The organism is Clostridium kluyveri, from assembly GCF_001902295.1.
Taxonomy (GTDB): domain Bacteria; phylum Bacillota; class Clostridia; order Clostridiales; family Clostridiaceae; genus Clostridium_B; species Clostridium_B kluyveri_B.
Window position 1 is genome coordinate 726247 of sequence record NZ_CP018335.1, and the last position, 16328, is coordinate 742574.

Genomic DNA, 16328 nt, shown 5'->3' on the forward strand with positions numbered 1-16328 from the left:
TTCAAGCAGAATTAAACACCGGGGATTATCCATCCCCGGTATAAAGAGAAATAAACAATATATAAGCATAGTATCTAGTTTACACACAAGGTTAGATATTATTAATCTAATATATTGATATAACCTTATAAAAATATGATGTGCAGAATTTTAATTAATATGTTGGGAATTTAAGGGGTGATGAAATATAAGCTTGAGGAATATGCAAAACAACATAATTTAAAAATGATTTAGTTTACAAAACAAATATATTCTGATACAACTTTGTTCTGAACGATACAAGTTTATTATAAATACGGAGGAATAAAGAGTGAATGAAATAATACTTTTAGTAGATGATGAAAAGACCATTTTAGATGTACTAACCTATGCACTAAAAAAAGAAGGATATTTAGTAGAAAGAGCTTATGATGGTGAGGAAGCACTCGATAAAGTAGATATTTTTAATCCACATGTAGTAATATTAGATTTAATGCTCCCTGTAATAAATGGATACGATGTTTGTAAGAAATTAGAAGACAAAAATATTGGAATCATCATGCTTACAGCAAAAGAAGATATTGTGGACAAGATACTTGGACTTGAACTGGGAGCGGATGATTATATAACAAAACCGTTTGATATGAGAGAACTTCTTGCAAGAGTTAAGTCCCTTGTAAGGAGACTTAATAAAACTACTGATGAAAAAAAGGACAGCAGCGTCATAAATATAAATGATCTCAATATCAATAAAAAAAAGAGAACTGTAAGTATAAAAAATATTCCAATAGAGTTTACACCTATGGAATTTGATCTGTTGTATTTACTCTCTTCAAATCCGGGTGTAGTATACTCACGTGAGCAGCTTTTAAACATGATATGGAACATGAATTATGTTGGAGGAACGCGAACTGTAGATACACACATTCAAAGGATAAGAAAAAAGTTGGGCAATAATTATCAAGATTTAATACAAACTGTGTATGGTATTGGATATAAAGGGGTTGACGAATTACTTGAAAGTGGGAATTAAATTTAGACTCATATCTTTTACAGCTTCACTTTTATTGATTGTCATATTATTTTTAAGCTTTTTAGTGCTCAATGGAATAAAAAGTTACCAGAGTAAAGAAATCGAATCCATTTTATTTAAACAAAAGGATATGTTTGAAGAATACTTTGGTGAACGCATGAGTTTGAATAAGGATAGTAATTATGGAAGCCTAGCTAGAGGCAGTATTTTTAATAAGGCATGGCTAAGAACTATACCTGCAAATATATATAATACAAAAGGTGAGCTCCTTTCAGGATTTAAAACAGATGCAAAGGTAAATGAAAATGATAAGAAAAAAGTCATGATAGGCTATGCCATTAGAGGTAAAGTATCTTATAGGGAAATTAACCATGTTATATACTTTTATTCACCAATCAAGTATAGAAACAATATATCAGCAATTTTGGAACTGGAGTATTCAATTAAAGAAAAAAATTTATTTTACAGTAATATAAAAAAATTGTTTTATGGTACAGGTCTTTTGACGCTGGTGCTTGGTATAGTTGTGGGAATCTTTTATTTTTCTAGGCTGACTGGAGATATATATATAATGAAAAATTCAGTAGAAAGTATTCAAAAGGGTGAATTTAGTAAAGTAGATAAAGTTAATCGAAATGATGAATTGGGAGAATTGAGTAGTGGTCTGGTATTTATGAGTAATACCATAGAAAAAAATATTGAGGACCTTAAAGTTGAAAGGGATTCTTTAAGTGTAGCCGTAGATAAATTAAAAAGGATGGATAAGCAGCAAAAAGAGTTTATAGGAAATGTGACCCATGAATTTAAGACTCCAATCACCAGCATAAAGGCCTATTCAGATGTGATTGGAATGTATATGGATGATTTAAATTTAATTGAAGAAGGTACTTTAAGTATATCAAAAGAATGTGATAGACTTTCAAGTATGGTGGACAATGTATTAAAATTATCTGCTCTTGAGGAGTATGATTTTGAAATTAAAAAAAATGAAGTAAATTTAAAAAAAGTATTTAATGAAATATGTAAAGGAATGAATGCAAAGATTAAAAAAAACAACTTGATTTTAAAATGTGATGTCCAAAATATTGATATTACATTAGATGAAAAGAGCTTAAAGCATATTATTATCAATTTAATTGATAATGCTATAAAATATAATAAGCAAAATGGCAGTATAAATATTGAATGTTATAAAAATGATAAAGATAAGATAACTATAAGTGTCTCAGATACTGGAATAGGTATGAGTGAAGAAGTACTTCCTAAAATTTTTCAACCATTTTACAGAGCCGACAAGCATAGAAGTCGTGAAGCAGGAGGAGCAGGAATAGGATTAGCTTTAGTTAAAAAACTAGTTGAAAAACAAGGAGGAACTATAAAGGTAAGCTCCAAATTAAATGAAGGTACTACTTTTTACATTGAATTTTCTGCATAAAGTTTACAAGATTGTGACATCTGTTTATAATTTCGTGAACAAGTTTTGATAATATGAATTTATCAAGAAAAAGGAGGAAAGTTCAATGGTGAGTAAAAAAATCTTGTTTCTAGTTTTAGTTGTAGGAATAGCAGGAGGTATAAGTACATTTGAATTAACTCAGCATACTCTTGCTAAATCTACTCGGGATATAAAGGTAATGGAATATAAACCTTCTGCTAAAGTTAATGAAAATGGATATCAAATTGACAAGTATCAAAATATTGAGAGTGTTGCGTGGATAAATGAAAATGAAGTGTTGACCTTAACTAGAAAAAGTGAATTTAAAAATGCCGATTCCATTAGAACTATAAGATATTGCAGTATATATAATTTAAATACAAAAAGCTCTAAAGATTTTAAGAATGTAGATATAGATGAATTTTTAGGGGTATCACCAGATAAGAAATATGTTCTTTATGCAGAAGCGAGAAACATTCCCAAAATCGAAAGTCAAGAGTGGAAAGATGCTCTTGCTTCAGGAGACTTACTTCACAAAAATGTAAAATTATTAAATTTGTCTACGGGTGAAATTACAGATATAAATACAGAAAAGTTAAACAGTGATGCTCAGTTTATATGGGTAAGTAATAACAAAATTTTAGGAAATTATTTTACTCACTGGACAGTAATGGATACAACTGGAAGGGTATATGTTGATGGAAGTTACAATGCCGAAAAATACGATAATGCATGGATATCTGGTGTAGATGATATCAAGGATTTGGGAAGCAGCGTAGAAGGTAAATTTTATTATACACAAAATAAGAATGGAGAAGAGGGTGTGAAAGTATGCTCCATGGATGTCAAGACTAAAGAGATAAAAGATATTTATGCCAATAAATACTCTTTGCATGCAGATAAAAAGGGAAAGACAATTATAATGGATAACTACAATAACAATGGTGATGCAGTTGATGGAGTTTATGTAAATAGAACTTTTGGAGCACTTGTTATGAATGAATCTGGCAAGGTACTTCAAGATATTGAATTACCTAAAGGTAGAATAACCTCGGGATCACTTACCTCTGACTATGTACTATCACCTGATGGAAGTAAAGCTGTTTATGTTGAGAGAAATATGGATAAGAATAATCAGACAAGTTTAAACAACAATAACCTTGATGTAGATATTAAAGTTATAGATACTAAAACAGGAGATACAAAGGAAATAGTAAAAGCATCTAATTTGAAAGATAAAAATGAAGAAAATAATTATATTACAATTAAAATTAAAGATAAAGATGGCAATATAAAAGAAAAGAAAGTCACAAGAGAGCCTTGTATCTCAAACATTTCGTGGGATAGTACAAGTACTTCAATATCATTTACTTATGGAAGTTCCATTGATAGTTTTAATAAAAATAACATAAATACTTATATTGTTACCTTTGATAGATAATTTCTAATTCATATATGAAAAAGGTTTGATTTATAGAAACAGTAAAACGGTTATTATTGATTTTGGAAAATGGAGGTTATATGAATGAGTATTGAAAGTAGAAAACTTTTAAGCCATATAGATGAAACAGTGAATTGTAAGGTTGAAATACCTGGAACTGAACAGTTTTATATACGTTCACGTGAAAAAAAACGAGAGTATAGGATATTTATTGCAAAGCCTGATGTGGAATCACCACCTTCAGGTTATCCAGTTATCTATCTACTAGATGCAAATTCTGTATTTGGAACTATGGTTGAAGCAGTGCGTATACAATCCAGAAAACCTAGGAGAACAGGTGTTGTTCCAGCTGTTATTGTAGGAGTAGGCTATAGGGGGGATACTATTTTTAATATTGAACGACATTATGATTATACTCTTTCCGTTCCAGTTTCCGAACTTCCGCCAAGTCCAGATGGCAAGACATGGCCACAACAGGGCGGAGCGAATGCCTTTATAAATTTTGTTGAATCAGAATTAAAACCGATGATAGAGAGTAAAATTAAAATTGATCGCAACAGGCAAACATTATTCGGTCATTCTTTAGGAGGAATTTTTGTATTACATATGCTGTTTACAAAACCAGATACATTTCAAACATATGTAGCAGGTAGTCCATCTATTCACTGGAACAAGAAACCCATACTAGAAGAAGAGCAAAAGTTTTTGATGAGTATTAAAAGTAAAGAATTAAGTTGTAATATTAATATAATGATTGCTGTTGGAGAATTAGAAAAAGAACAGGTCATTCCTATGAACTATAATGCAAGGGAGCTTTCTAGACGATTATCTGTATATCAAAATAAAGGACTTAGGGTGCAATTTCATGAGTTTGAAGGTGAAAACCATGTGTCTGTTTTGCCAGTGCTGATCAACAGGGCTCTGCGCTTCGCATTAAGTTCTGTCATTCCATAAAATTAGGAATATGCTGATTTTCAGTGCTGTAAAATTTCCCCTCAATTCTTAATGGCATTATATTTTCTTGCTTACTCTTAGCATAGATAGTTAGAAGTATTATTTCTTTATGTTCTGTAACTTTAAATTGATGCTGCATTTTTTTCATCCCCAAATAAAGTGTCTATTGAAAATACTTTTCCATCCTCAACATCCTTAAGTCCTTTAGCTATGCCATAGTTTACATCAACACTATCTATATCTCCTAGTGATTTTAATATTTCCTTTTAACGGTATGCGTCACATAAAAAGGTGGATAGAAAATATTATTATCAGATTTAAGTTCCATTTAGCTTTTAAAAAGGCATCATAAACAAGCTGTGCATTTTTATGCTTACCAGCTGAATATCCTATTGTTTCTCTGTTATGTAGATTAATAAGAACACATATGTAGTTCCACTTTCCTGTAATATTAACATAAGTTAAATCACTTACCACTACATCTACACTCTCTTTGTTTCCCAATTTTCTGTTAACTATATTGTCCACTTTATCATTATTACAACTGGATTTGGGTACCTTAAATGGTTTAATAGCATATGTTGATAGTGGAAATTACTAAAATTTAAATATAAGAATATAAAAAAGAGCATTTGATGATAGAATTGATTTATTTTATTCGTAATAGTAGGTGTAGGGGTCCTTCGGAAAGGAGAAAATTTTGCATGGATGAAGAAATTTACTTATTAATAAAGAATAGAAATGAAAAGGGCATGGAGTTACTTATTAATGAATATGCATCGTTAATAAAAGCTATAGTAAAGAAACATTTATATAACCTTTCACAATATCATGAAGAATGTATTAATGATATATACCTTGGAATATGGAATAACATAACCAGATTTAATAGAGAAAAGAATATTTTAAAAAATTGGATAGCTGCAATATCAAAGTATAAGGCTATTGACTATAAGAGAAAGTATTTAAAAACCCTTGAATATATAGATATATCCGAAGTAGATATAGAAAGTGATTTTACCATAGAAAAAGAAGTTTTAAAGAAGGAATTAGAGTATGAAATAGAGGAGATTCTTAAAAATCTTAGTATATTGGACAAGCAACTTTTTACTAAGCTTTTTTTGAAAGGACAATCCATAAAGGAAGTTAGTGAGGAGTTTAATATTAAACCATCTGTAATATATAATAGAGTTTCTAGAGGAAAAAGCAAATTTGGAATGGAAGGGTACTAAGCTTACTTTAAATGAGTTTTTTACTGACAATTCACGAATTATTGTTAACCTCAATATTAATAAGAAAGTAAATGAGACCTATAAGAACCGTCTTAAGTTAATACCTGATGTTTATATTAATGATAAAAAGGTTGAGAGAAATTCTAATTATGTTGGAGTTAGGGTTGCAGAAATAGATGAAAATAAGGAAGAAAGTAATGTAACTCTTGAGGTGGAAGGGAAGGATTTACCCTTGAATAATAAGGAGAATGTAAAGTTAGTCTTTTCTACTTTAGCTAAGGAATGCGGTGTTAGTGATTCAGATTTTACTTATAGTTTTGTTTATGATTTAAGCAGTTATAAAAATGCTTCTAAAGTGATTAAGGTAGATAAAAATATCATAATAGGTGAAAATGAACTTACTTTAGGTAATATTACTATTACACCAGATAGAGTGCTTATTTCAGGTTATTCAAAGGGATTTAGTGTATGGGAAAATAACAAAGATGTAAATTATTATTATGATGTTGTTGATGAAAATGGTGATTCAGTTCCGTTAAAGGAGGAAATAGGAAAAGGAGCATATTTTTATAGAAATGGTGAGGTCATAAATACTTTAAAGATTATTCCTTATACTTTTAATAAGATAAATACAAATACTACTGTTAATTGTGGTGAGGATAGAATAAAATATATTATTGAAGATAAGATTATTACAGTCAATCTAAAATAAAGCATTTAACAATATTTTGTAATTCCTATATAATTAAATTAATAAATGAAATAAGTGATTTTAGTCAATAGTGGAGTAGCAGAGTTCTAAATTAAGAGCTACCATACCACAAATATAAAATTTGGAGGTATGGATATGTAGGAAGAATTTCAAGAGTTTATTGATAAGAGGTTTAATGATATTTCATTTGACTTAAATAAGAAAGATGAAAATTATAAAAAATTAGAGAGTACATTGCTGGAGGTACAGGATAAGTTTATAATTAAGGCTGAGGAAGATTTACAAGAGCTATTTATCCGAAGGCTACCATTGCTAATACACCCATCTTCTTCAAAGTGGGGGATAAGCACTCCTACACCCCTGGATAAGTTCTTCTAAGGTTCAGATGGAGAAAGGTATTCCTTACAAGCAAACTCCACCTGAGACTAAGAATCACTTGATAGAGTATGGAGATAGTGGTTTTTATGCTAATTAATTTATTTATATTAGGTGGTGCAAGATAAATATGAAAATTCGAAACCAAAAGACACATTTAACAGTGATTATTTTAGTAACAATAGACCAAGCTATTAAAATAGTAATTAGTAACAATTTTTTTAATAAAACATTTTCCATATTGCCTCCCTTGCTGTACTTTGATCCTATATTCAATAGGAACTATTCATGGCTTAATTCTATGTTACAATTAGGTATTGGTAAATGGATACATGTTTCAGCAGTAGCAATTATGGGTGTATTAATATATCTGTTTTATCAATATCTAAATAAGGCATTTGGAACTAATGAAATTATTAATATTATGTATGCTTTTATATTTTCTGGTGCTATGTGTTCATTAATTGATAAGATTTTTTGGAACGGTAGTTTAGATTACATATTATTAAATGGCTTTTTTACATTTGACTTAAAAGATGTATATATTAGTATTTTTATTGGGTTACTAATCTTAGTATCGCTCTTAAAAAACAAAATTTTAAACCAAATTGATAATAATTTAGTAAAAAATTTTACTAAATATATTCTACAAAAATTATAAGCATAAGTTATATCATTGAAAGATGTCGCCTGAGCCTGGTGGGGCCTTGGCGGCAGGATATTTTTCTTAGAAATATTTAAATTTCCAATGACCGCTGCAAAACGATCATCGACGCTGGCATGGTACATCGTCTTCGCTCCGCCATAGCTCTCTCCTGCTACAACAAGACGTTTGGGATCTACATCAGAACGGTCAAGCAACATGTCTGTAACCGCTCTCCAGCATGCCGCAAGTTCTTCTCCATTAAAGAATTTGTATGTTGCATCAGGTGCATAAAATCTTCCGCATGGATCCCATGGACCATCAAGTATTAAACAGTTGTATCCCCGGTCAAGTGCCGATTGTGTGTACATAAAATAATGGTCTTCTGCATGCGTTTCTGCACCGTTGTGTAAGTAAATGGTCGGTCTTGGCTTACCACTGTTATCATGTTTAAAGAAGCAGCCCGGAAACTTATGACCTTTGTAATCTACTGTCACCCACTCATGCGGTATAAGTTCAGACTTTGCATCAATTCCTCTTCTGAAGCATGATGTTGATTTAAAATAAATGGTGTCATGATCTTTTTCGCCAGGTGCCACACCACAAAAAGCCGCCCTATAATAGCTATATGCTCTCAAGAATGCATCGCCCGCGCTTACCCGATGTCCTTTTTCTAGACAACCTTCAGCTAATGCTTCAATTTTCTCTGCTTCTTTTACAAATTCAGCCTTCCAGCTAGTATCGTCTTTGGGATCGATACGACGGGCAACGTTGAATAGTTCGCCAAATGCACCGCCGCGTTCCCCGCAATTAGACATAAAATATTGAAACATGAAATCCATGTCTGCCTGAGCGAAGAATATTTTGTGCTTTAAACGCTCTGTTAATTTCATTTCATCTAGATTTTTATTCATTTTATTACATCTCTTTAAATTATTTTAGATACGGTACGTATCGTATCTAAAATATATGATATAATATATTTATAAAAAAGGCAATAGCAAAAAACAAATTTGGGATGAGGAATGAAAATAATTATGAATAATAAAAAAGATGAAACCTATAATAGCTTTGGCCAATTTATTGATGAGGAGCCTGCTACAAATACACGCCGCCGAGGTGAAATACTTGAGAATGTTATTCTTCAAGCTGCCTGGGATGAACTTAATGAGGTTGGCTATGCCCATCTGACTATGGAGGGAGTTGCAGCACGGGCAAAAACAAATAAACCGGCTGTGTATCGTCGCTGGCAAAAAAAACATAAGCTTGTTATGGCAGCGCTTCTCAAATTTGCACCTAAACCTGACAATGATATTCCGAATACAGGGAATCTACGCAACGATTTAGTGATTCTGCTTGACAAAGTAATGCAACTTTTGCAAGAAATTGGATCCGAGACAATTCATGGTCTTATGGCAGACTACTTGGGAAAAGAATTGTTTTCTTCTCCGCAGAAAAAGAGTTCCATATCAAAAGAAAAATGGAACACAGACATGATGATCATCCTTAAAAATGCGGAGAGCCGGGGTGAAATCCTCTTAAAAAAAATTAATCAACGTGTAGTTTCACTGCCTATTGATTTACTCCAGCACAAATTTCTTATAATTCATGAACCTATATCTGATGAAACAATAGCTGACATTGTGGATGATATTTTCTTACCACTTATTCGTGGACTACAATAAAATATCTCGCTCTCTAAAAACACATAAAACAAAGGTATCGAGACCTATACTTGCTCTTGATACCATTGAAGGGCAAAAAATCAGGGGTCAAATACCCCAAAAGGCTTATGCCATGTGGTTTAACTGCATGGCATCTTTTACTACCTAAAATTTTGGTGAAGGCGAACCGTATGAAGTTTCATACACAATTTCTCGTAGTAATATTAATAATAAACAAAAGCTCGATAAATTGATGGTCTCAACAGATATATCTAATGGAAGCTTTTATATTGCAGCAGTATTAGATAAGTCACGGAGAAATATACTTGAATAGTTTATCTGAATGCTATCATTGCTAACACCCCCGTCTTTTTCAAAGCTATACATTGCACATAGGTTTGGAAATTAATTGGTAAGTAACGTATACAGAACCAAAACATACATTTGAACATTTATACTAATAAAATGAAAGGGGCTGTTGTTTTTTATTTTTAATAGATATTTATAGAAAATTAAATGAAACAGAATAAGTGTAAATGAAAAATAAATAAATTGAAAGGAAGAATGAAAATATGTCCTCGTCAGATAGCGTCAATGCTAGTTATAGCGCTAAAATTTATTAAATATAGCTTTAAAATAGTGTCCTTTTACATGGCATTGACGTACCTTTTATAATAGTATAATATGGTATTGAGTAAAATTATAAAAATTAATATCGTGTGTATGTCAAAGGCACTTAGTTAATTCTAGGTGCCTTTTGTTAAATTGAGGACTAGGAGTTCTCGAAAGAGAAGTATAGATATAAAAAAGCAGACAGGTAGGTGGGGCGAAATTTAATATGTTCCAAGGAGCAGTTACAAAGAGGCGGCATAGGTTGATTGAGAATATAGTTAACAGGGATATGTGGATTAGTACCGTGAATTAGTATTGATGTGTTTATTTAATAGTAACGGTTTATTCATAAAAGTAATATAATAATTGCAGTAAGTAATTGTTATATTAAGGAAGGTAGACTATGTTATCTAGTACTGAATTTATACGACAATCCTTGGGATTACATCTTTTTTTTGCAAGGATTATGAAAGAACATTCATTTTTTTTGGAAGTAAGTTTTACACAGAAGAACTCAGATCTTATACTTAAAGCAGATACGCTTAGGATGGAGTTTGATGGACTTTTAGCAGATACAATAGCTCTTTCTAATGGTGTTGTTAGCTGTAGTGTATTACAGTCTGGTGAAGTAATAACCCCATTTACTTTAAAAGCTGAAATGGCTTCAGCATATTTTACAGGAATAAACATTTTGACTGATTTGACGAAGACAGAAGCAGCATTGATGTGTAATGACTTAATGATAGTTAACCCCATACTTGAACAAAGGGTATTCATGCTTAATCAAAGAGCTATGGAGCTGATTTCAACTTTAGTACAGTTTAAGTCCAGGATATTATCAGCAGTTATATCATGTAAGATATTCACAAGTAATTATCCTTTACTTATAGACCACATTTTAAGAGAAGCAAAGTTTTATCATAAGTTGATTCAAAAACTTCAAAATTGTGAAAATATGAATTTGGAAATGGAGGCTTATAAGCAAGAAGCTTTCTGGAACAGAATTATGGCCGAACATTCAAAATTTATTCGTGGACTTCTAGATCCAACCGAAAATGAACTTATAAATACGGCAAATAATTTTGGAAATGAGTTTGATAAATTGACAAAAGAAGCGAAAGAAGCTATGGAAAAGACAATGCCAATTTCAAAAGTAACAGATGACAGCCTTAAAGCAACTATAGAAATTAGTAAATTTAAAGCACAAGGTACACAAGGATTGGTAAATTGTGAAATCAAGTCCATAATAATACCGTTATTGGGTGATCATGTCTTACGAGAAGCAAATCACTATTTACGGTTATTAAAAATATTTAAGAAAGCAAAAGTATAATAAAATATTGTTGTAACAAAAATATTAGGAATTAAAGTGGAATTAAACAGGAATTAAAATGGAATTAGATTGGAATTAAAATATTGTGAAAGTGTAATATAATTATATTGTGAGAACATCAGGGACTACACTGGTAGTAACTCATATACAAATTTCTCCCTTAAAATATACCTCTGGCTCCAGGGTTAAATGGGGCCTTGCTTTTATTTAAAGGAAATAGTACTATGTATTAGGATAATATTAAAGAGGATGTATGGGGGAAAATATGGACATTTCTTTTAAAGAAGCATGTAATATTATAAACAGTAATAAAATAGAGAGGATACTTTGCATAGAAGATTCTAAGGAAGAAGATTGGGGGAAACCCAAAAGTAAAGGGGTAGCAGAATCAAGAATTGCGCTTTTTGAATGTGGACGTGATGTTGGTGTAAAGTCTATTGCTCCAATAGTTGCGATAACGGAAGATGGAGTTTTGGAGATTAGTTCTAAGAATAAAGAATTGATTTTTAATTTTAATAACGGTATGAAATATAGAATTGTTCTTTCTTAATTACACAGGTTTGGCTATAGCCTTTAATATAGCTGCCAATGCGGGAAACCGCGAATAAAAATTAATATCGTGTATATGTCAAAGGCACTTAGTTAAATCTAGGTGTCTTTTGATATGTGTAAATATTTATTTAACCTGTACAAAATAATACCATAACAATTGATGGATATAATACATAACGAAGTATACATACTATCCTCTGGGCATTGAGGATACATAAAGCTGTGTCCATGGTTGCAGGGCACATTAAATATAGATGCAACCACAACCCTAAATCCAATAAATGAACTCTTTATACACAAAGCAGGCGTCCTTTACTCAGGGTGCTTATTTTTTTATTTCAAGAAGTTAATGGAACATTGTGAATAACCCGTGGATTAATAGGAAGTGAGGTGGTATTAATGAAACTAACATTAAAGCAGAAAATATTTGTGGATGAATACTTAGTGGACCTTAATGCCACTAGAGCCTATAAGATAGCTTATCCTAGGTGTAAAAAAGATGAAACAGCAGCACAAGCAGGAAATAGATTGTTGAGAAATGTCAAGGTTAAAGATTATATAGATAAAAGGATGAATGACAGAGAAAAAAGGACTAAAATAACCCAGGATTTTGTGCTTAAAGAACTTTATTCTATAGTATCTGCTAACGGTACTGATTTCGCTAAAGTGGTTGAAAAGTCTTATATGAAACCTATATATGATGGCAAAGGTAAAAAATAGATTGAAAAGAAATATTTTACAGTGATATTGTTCTTGTATCTACTGATGAATTGCCAGAAGATAAGAAGAAGGCTATATCTGCTATTAAACAGACTAAGTTTGGAATATCAATAGATATGTGTGTAAGTTTGCATGTTGTAAAAAAGAATCGTGATATAGTAGACGAATACGCAAAAAAAATTCTTGGAATGGTGGATACTATTTGTTTTTATCGTTTTTATAAGTGTAACTATAATAACTCTGTTTCAATGATGTTGCTAGATTATCTTTATTAGAAAGAATAAAAACTTATGTCGATTATATAAGATTTATTTTGTGAAGGAAGGCATATAGTTGATTTAATCTTAATATTATGCTAAAATTAGCCTATAATTTTTAATTTATAAATCATAATTTAATTATATATGTAAGTTTTCTAGGGTTCCGCAGTTTGTAACTGGCAGGTCCGAGAGAAAACACACAGTTGACTGTGTACACGGAAGGATAAAAGCCTGGGAGATATTTAATAATATTTCTATGGCTTTTTTATTTTGTATTATTTAGGAGGATAAGGTGATGGGTGGTTTCAGTTATAAAGATATTTATATTGAAGATGGGAGAAGGGTACTGGAAGTTAACATACTTCCAGAAAAGTATTGTAACTTTGACTGCATATTTTGTCCTATTGGAAGGTCGGAAAATAAGGTGGATACTCAAAAGTCGTTTGATGAAATGGATAGTTCATTAAAAGAACTGGAAAACATGATAGAAAATACAAAAGCAGAATTAATCTTTATTAACTCAAAAGGAGAAGCCTTAATAAACGATAAAATTGGTGATATTATTGATCTTATCAAAGGCAAAGGGTTACCTGTAAGACTGCTTTCTAATGGATATTTACTAAGTAAAGATGAATATATAAAAATTGCTAATAAATTTGATGAGGTTGTTGGAGAGATAAAAGTAATAACAGAAGAAGATTTTCAAAAAATCCAAAGACCGATTGAAGGGTATACGTTAGTAGAATATATTTCAGACAAGGTTTCCTTTAATAAACAATACAAAGGTAAATTTATATTTGAAATTACTATCCTTAAGGGCTATAACGATAATGAAGAATCAATTCAAAAGATAAAAAATATTATTAAAGAAATATCTCCTAACAAGATAATTATTGCAAGAATGGAAGATGAAAGATTTAAGAAAAAACTTGGTATAACTAATGAAAGATTTGAGGAAATTTCAAACGCATTACTAAATACTTGGTAATGTTAATACAATAATATTCTTAACTTACGTTGTAAGCGGAAAATTTTGCGTCACAAAGACTTATTAACTTAAGTCTTTTTATTTTGCCTTGAATATAAAATATGGTAATATTAAATCATGAGGAGTAAATTAAAAGGATAAATAAATTATGGATTTTAAAACAAGAACAAAAAAATTAAAATCAGACATACCTGCAGTATTTATAGCATTGAAGAAGAAGGAGACTCCAATAATAGCGAAGGTTTTCGCAGGAATTACTATCGGATATGCACTGTCACCTATTGACTTTATACCTGATTTTATTCCTATACTTGGATTATTAGACGATCTTATTATATTACCCGTGCTTATAGCAATTACAATAAAATTTATACCTAAACGAATACTTAAACAGTGCAGAGATGAATCAGAGAACTTATGGAAAAATGGGAAACCGAAAAAGTGGTATTTTGCGATTTCAATTATATTAATATGGATATTGTTAATATTTCTAATAATTAAATTAGTTATTTTGTGATTTTTAAAATTGAAATATTAAGAGTTTTGGAGAAATCCAGAGCTCTTTTTTAATACGAAAAATCAAGGAGGCTACAGATGAACAAACATATATTTAACAGCATAGTGTCAGGGGTAGGAGGTGTATGTACTTACATATTTGGTGGGTGGGATACTCCTATAGTAGTCTTATTTTGGTTCATGGGAATTGACTATGCCACAGGGCTTTTAAGTGCAGCAGTACAAAATAAATTGAATTCCAAAGTAAGGTATAAAGGTATAGCAAAAAAAGCATCTATATTAGTAGTGCTTATAGTAGCAGTGTTTTTAGACAAACTTTTAAATAGTGGAATATGGGTCTTCCGTATTCTTGTTTGTTATTTCTATATAGCAAATGAGGGTATTTCTATTCTAGAAAACTGTGGGAAATGTGGACTTCCATTTCCGCAAAAATTAATTGATGCATTAGAACAATTAAAAAATAAAGAGGGTAAAACTAAGTGAAACAGATAGTAGATATTAGTAATTTAAATGGTAATGTAGATTTACAAATTTTTAAGAGCGCAGGATATAAAGGTATCGTGGCTAAGGTAAGTGAGGGCGAAACTTTTGTAGATAGATTATGGGGGCAGAATTATGGCAATGCTAGAGCACTTAACCTTATGGTGGGATTGTACCACTTCGCTAGGTTCAAGAATAAAGCTAAAGCTATTAGGGAAGCTAATTTTTTTGTGAGTTTGATACAGAATATTAGTCCCAACTTTGTAGTATTGGATTTTCAACAGGATTGTAGTGGAGATGTGACAGATGTATGTTTAGCCTTTTTAGATAGTATCTTTCTTTAACTTTTTAAATACACCTATCGCTAAAATTGTAAATACCATAGGGATTATAATAATAACAATTGAATATTTAACAATGTTTAAGTTCAAGAACAATCTTAATCCATAAAATGGTGCAAAAAATATAAGATCGAATAGAAAAAAGATGAAACAAAATAACATATACATAGAAGGAATAATAATTTTATTATAGTTTACTATAGTAATGATTGCAGATATTATAGAAATAGCAAGTCCAATTATCCAGTAATTTAACTGAAACTTTGAGAGCAACACATCTTTTTTTATATAAGTATAGGCACTTAACCCACCCCACAATAGTACATAAAAAATTGAAAAAGCACAGTCCAAATATGTGGGAGCATTTCCCATAAAAAAGTTATTACCATTTAATATTATTCCTATTATATTAAAAACAACAGTAATTAAAATAATAGATTTACCTACCATAGCCACATCCCACCTTTTATGAAACTCTCGCAATTTACACCGATTAATATGTAAATTATATCATTGTATAGTTAAACTTATCCATTGTTTAGCCAATTATTAGGCAAGGTAGAGCCAACAAATTATATAAATCAATTATCATATTTCTATTGAAACCATTTACACGCTTTATAAAATCATATATTATATACTTACAAGGTTAATTGCCTTAATTAATTTTTTACAAACCAGCATAATTTCTAAGCCTACCAGAGATTTTTCTGGTAGGCTTTACTTTTATTATCACATAGAAGATATGTCGTAAGATTAACAAAAATATTATTAATACTCTCTGTGAAAATAAAATCGAGATCGTAAAGAAGAGGAGCTCATAAATAAATGATTATGAATTTAGATATCTGTAATTATTACTTAACGTTAGATGAAGCTGGTATTAAATGCCTAGTATAAGCTTCCTTATTACAATATATAATAAAATTATTATCAATGTAAATTTTAGAATTATATATGAGTTGAATTATTATATTGAAGATAAAAATAGAAAAATTCAATGCTATTCTATATTGTTGTTTTGCACTAAAGTGACAGTTAATACGAGTCAAATATTT

The 16328-nt window shown here is 30.6% G+C and carries 17 protein-coding genes, 1 pseudogene and 1 riboswitch; of the genes and pseudogenes, 15 read left to right on the forward strand and 3 right to left on the reverse strand.

Annotated features, from left to right (window positions below; all coding sequences use genetic code 11):
• Positions 1–310 precede the first annotated feature (310 nt).
• The 4 genes from BS101_RS03835 to BS101_RS03850 all read left to right on the forward strand — a co-directional run bounded on the left by BS101_RS03835 (position 311) and on the right by BS101_RS03850 (position 4842).
• Entirely contained in the window at positions 311–1012 is a 702-nt protein-coding gene (locus BS101_RS03835; RefSeq protein ID WP_073537625.1) for a response regulator transcription factor, read from the forward strand.
• Positions 1002–2447: a sensor histidine kinase gene (locus BS101_RS03840; RefSeq protein WP_242951462.1), complete on the forward strand. Its 1446-nt coding sequence runs from the start codon at positions 1002–1004 to the stop codon at positions 2445–2447. Before BS101_RS03835 ends, BS101_RS03840 begins: the two co-directional genes overlap by 11 nt.
• Before the next feature lie 85 nt (positions 2448–2532).
• Positions 2533–3888 (forward strand): hypothetical protein, encoded by a 1356-nt coding sequence (locus BS101_RS03845; protein WP_073537627.1) that lies wholly within the window; start codon positions 2533–2535, stop codon positions 3886–3888.
• Positions 3889–3972: 84 nt separating this feature from the next.
• A complete protein-coding gene (locus BS101_RS03850; RefSeq protein WP_083585647.1) occupies positions 3973–4842 on the forward strand; it encodes an alpha/beta hydrolase in 870 nt (289 codons plus the stop codon).
• Here the strand turns inward: BS101_RS03850 and BS101_RS22595 are convergent.
• Together BS101_RS22595 and BS101_RS03855 are read right to left on the reverse strand one after the other, a co-directional pair.
• Positions 4832–4996: a hypothetical protein gene (locus tag BS101_RS22595; RefSeq protein ID WP_198039559.1), complete on the reverse strand. Its 165-nt coding sequence runs from the start codon at positions 4994–4996 to the stop codon at positions 4832–4834. The genes BS101_RS03850 and BS101_RS22595 overlap by 11 nt on opposite strands.
• Before the next feature lie 125 nt (positions 4997–5121).
• Positions 5122–5370: an IS3 family transposase gene (locus BS101_RS03855; protein WP_073537628.1), complete on the reverse strand. Its 249-nt coding sequence runs from the start codon at positions 5368–5370 to the stop codon at positions 5122–5124.
• Between the two features lie 176 nt (positions 5371–5546).
• Between BS101_RS03855 and BS101_RS03860 the strand changes: the two genes are divergently transcribed.
• The 11 genes and pseudogenes from BS101_RS03860 to BS101_RS03910 all read left to right on the forward strand — a co-directional run bounded on the left by BS101_RS03860 (position 5547) and on the right by BS101_RS03910 (position 15273).
• Positions 5547–6074, forward strand: a complete 528-nt coding sequence (locus tag BS101_RS03860) for a sigma-70 family RNA polymerase sigma factor (RefSeq protein WP_073537629.1) — start codon at positions 5547–5549, stop codon at positions 6072–6074.
• The gene (locus BS101_RS03865; protein ID WP_073537630.1) at positions 6055–6786 is read left to right on the forward strand and encodes a hypothetical protein; all 732 of its coding nucleotides are present in this window, start codon (positions 6055–6057) and stop codon (positions 6784–6786) included. The genes BS101_RS03860 and BS101_RS03865 overlap by 20 nt, the downstream gene beginning before the upstream one ends.
• Positions 6787–7291: 505 nt before the next feature.
• Positions 7292–7822 (forward strand): signal peptidase II, encoded by a 531-nt coding sequence (locus BS101_RS24515; RefSeq protein WP_073537631.1) that lies wholly within the window; start codon positions 7292–7294, stop codon positions 7820–7822.
• 1019 nt (positions 7823–8841) lie between these two features.
• Positions 8842–9489, forward strand: a complete 648-nt coding sequence (locus tag BS101_RS03875) for a TetR/AcrR family transcriptional regulator (protein ID WP_083585807.1) — start codon at positions 8842–8844, stop codon at positions 9487–9489.
• A gap of 994 nt (positions 9490–10483) precedes the next feature.
• Positions 10484–11413 (forward strand): DUF2935 domain-containing protein, encoded by a 930-nt coding sequence (locus BS101_RS03880; protein ID WP_073537632.1) that lies wholly within the window; start codon positions 10484–10486, stop codon positions 11411–11413.
• Positions 11414–11666: 253 nt separating this feature from the next.
• Positions 11667–11963, forward strand: coding sequence for a hypothetical protein (locus BS101_RS03885; protein WP_242951397.1), 297 nt, complete (start codon positions 11667–11669; stop codon positions 11961–11963).
• A 401-nt stretch (positions 11964–12364) separates the two neighbouring features.
• Positions 12365–12801: pseudogene (locus BS101_RS22600) on the forward strand (terminase small subunit); the annotation flags it as partial.
• A gap of 288 nt (positions 12802–13089) precedes the next feature.
• Positions 13090–13185, forward strand: a riboswitch (guanidine-I (ykkC/yxkD leader).
• Positions 13186–13240: 55 nt separating this feature from the next.
• The gene (locus BS101_RS03895) at positions 13241–13933 is read left to right on the forward strand and encodes a radical SAM protein (RefSeq protein WP_073537634.1); all 693 of its coding nucleotides are present in this window, start codon (positions 13241–13243) and stop codon (positions 13931–13933) included.
• 148 nt (positions 13934–14081) lie between these two features.
• Entirely contained in the window at positions 14082–14450 is a 369-nt protein-coding gene (locus BS101_RS03900; RefSeq protein WP_198039562.1) for a YkvA family protein, read from the forward strand.
• A gap of 77 nt (positions 14451–14527) precedes the next feature.
• Positions 14528–14932 carry a phage holin family protein gene (locus BS101_RS03905; RefSeq protein WP_073537636.1) on the forward strand — a complete coding sequence of 135 codons (405 nt, stop codon included), beginning with the start codon at positions 14528–14530 and terminating at the stop codon, positions 14930–14932.
• Entirely contained in the window at positions 14929–15273 is a 345-nt protein-coding gene (locus BS101_RS03910; RefSeq protein WP_073537637.1) for a glycoside hydrolase family 25 protein, read from the forward strand. The genes BS101_RS03905 and BS101_RS03910 overlap by 4 nt, the downstream gene beginning before the upstream one ends.
• Here the strand turns inward: BS101_RS03910 and BS101_RS03915 are convergent.
• Complete coding sequence (locus tag BS101_RS03915) at positions 15253–15720, reverse strand: hypothetical protein (protein WP_073537638.1); 468 nt, start codon at positions 15718–15720, stop codon at positions 15253–15255. The genes BS101_RS03910 and BS101_RS03915 overlap by 21 nt on opposite strands.
• Positions 15721–16328: the final 608 nt, after the last annotated feature.

Excerpts from the sequence above, each read along its gene's own strand:
- BS101_RS03845 (WP_073537627.1), top strand. The coding sequence starts at position 2,533 with ATGGTGAGTAAAAAAATCTTGTTTCTAGTTTTAGTTGTAGGAATAGCA.
- BS101_RS03850 (WP_083585647.1), top strand. The coding sequence starts at position 3,973 with ATGAGTATTGAAAGTAGAAAACTTTTAAGCCATATAGATGAAACAGTG.
- BS101_RS03860 (WP_073537629.1), top strand. The coding sequence starts at position 5,547 with ATGGATGAAGAAATTTACTTATTAATAAAGAATAGAAATGAAAAGGGC.
- BS101_RS24515 (WP_073537631.1), top strand. The coding sequence starts at position 7,292 with ATGAAAATTCGAAACCAAAAGACACATTTAACAGTGATTATTTTAGTA.
- BS101_RS03875 (WP_083585807.1), top strand. The coding sequence starts at position 8,842 with ATGAATAATAAAAAAGATGAAACCTATAATAGCTTTGGCCAATTTATT.
- BS101_RS03880 (WP_073537632.1), top strand. The coding sequence starts at position 10,484 with ATGTTATCTAGTACTGAATTTATACGACAATCCTTGGGATTACATCTT.
- BS101_RS03885 (WP_242951397.1), top strand. The coding sequence starts at position 11,667 with ATGGGGGAAAATATGGACATTTCTTTTAAAGAAGCATGTAATATTATA.
- BS101_RS03895 (WP_073537634.1), top strand. The coding sequence starts at position 13,241 with ATGGGTGGTTTCAGTTATAAAGATATTTATATTGAAGATGGGAGAAGG.
- BS101_RS03900 (WP_198039562.1), top strand. The coding sequence starts at position 14,082 with ATGGATTTTAAAACAAGAACAAAAAAATTAAAATCAGACATACCTGCA.
- BS101_RS03905 (WP_073537636.1), top strand. The coding sequence starts at position 14,528 with ATGAACAAACATATATTTAACAGCATAGTGTCAGGGGTAGGAGGTGTA.
- BS101_RS03915 (WP_073537638.1), bottom strand. The coding sequence starts at position 15,720 with ATGGTAGGTAAATCTATTATTTTAATTACTGTTGTTTTTAATATAATA.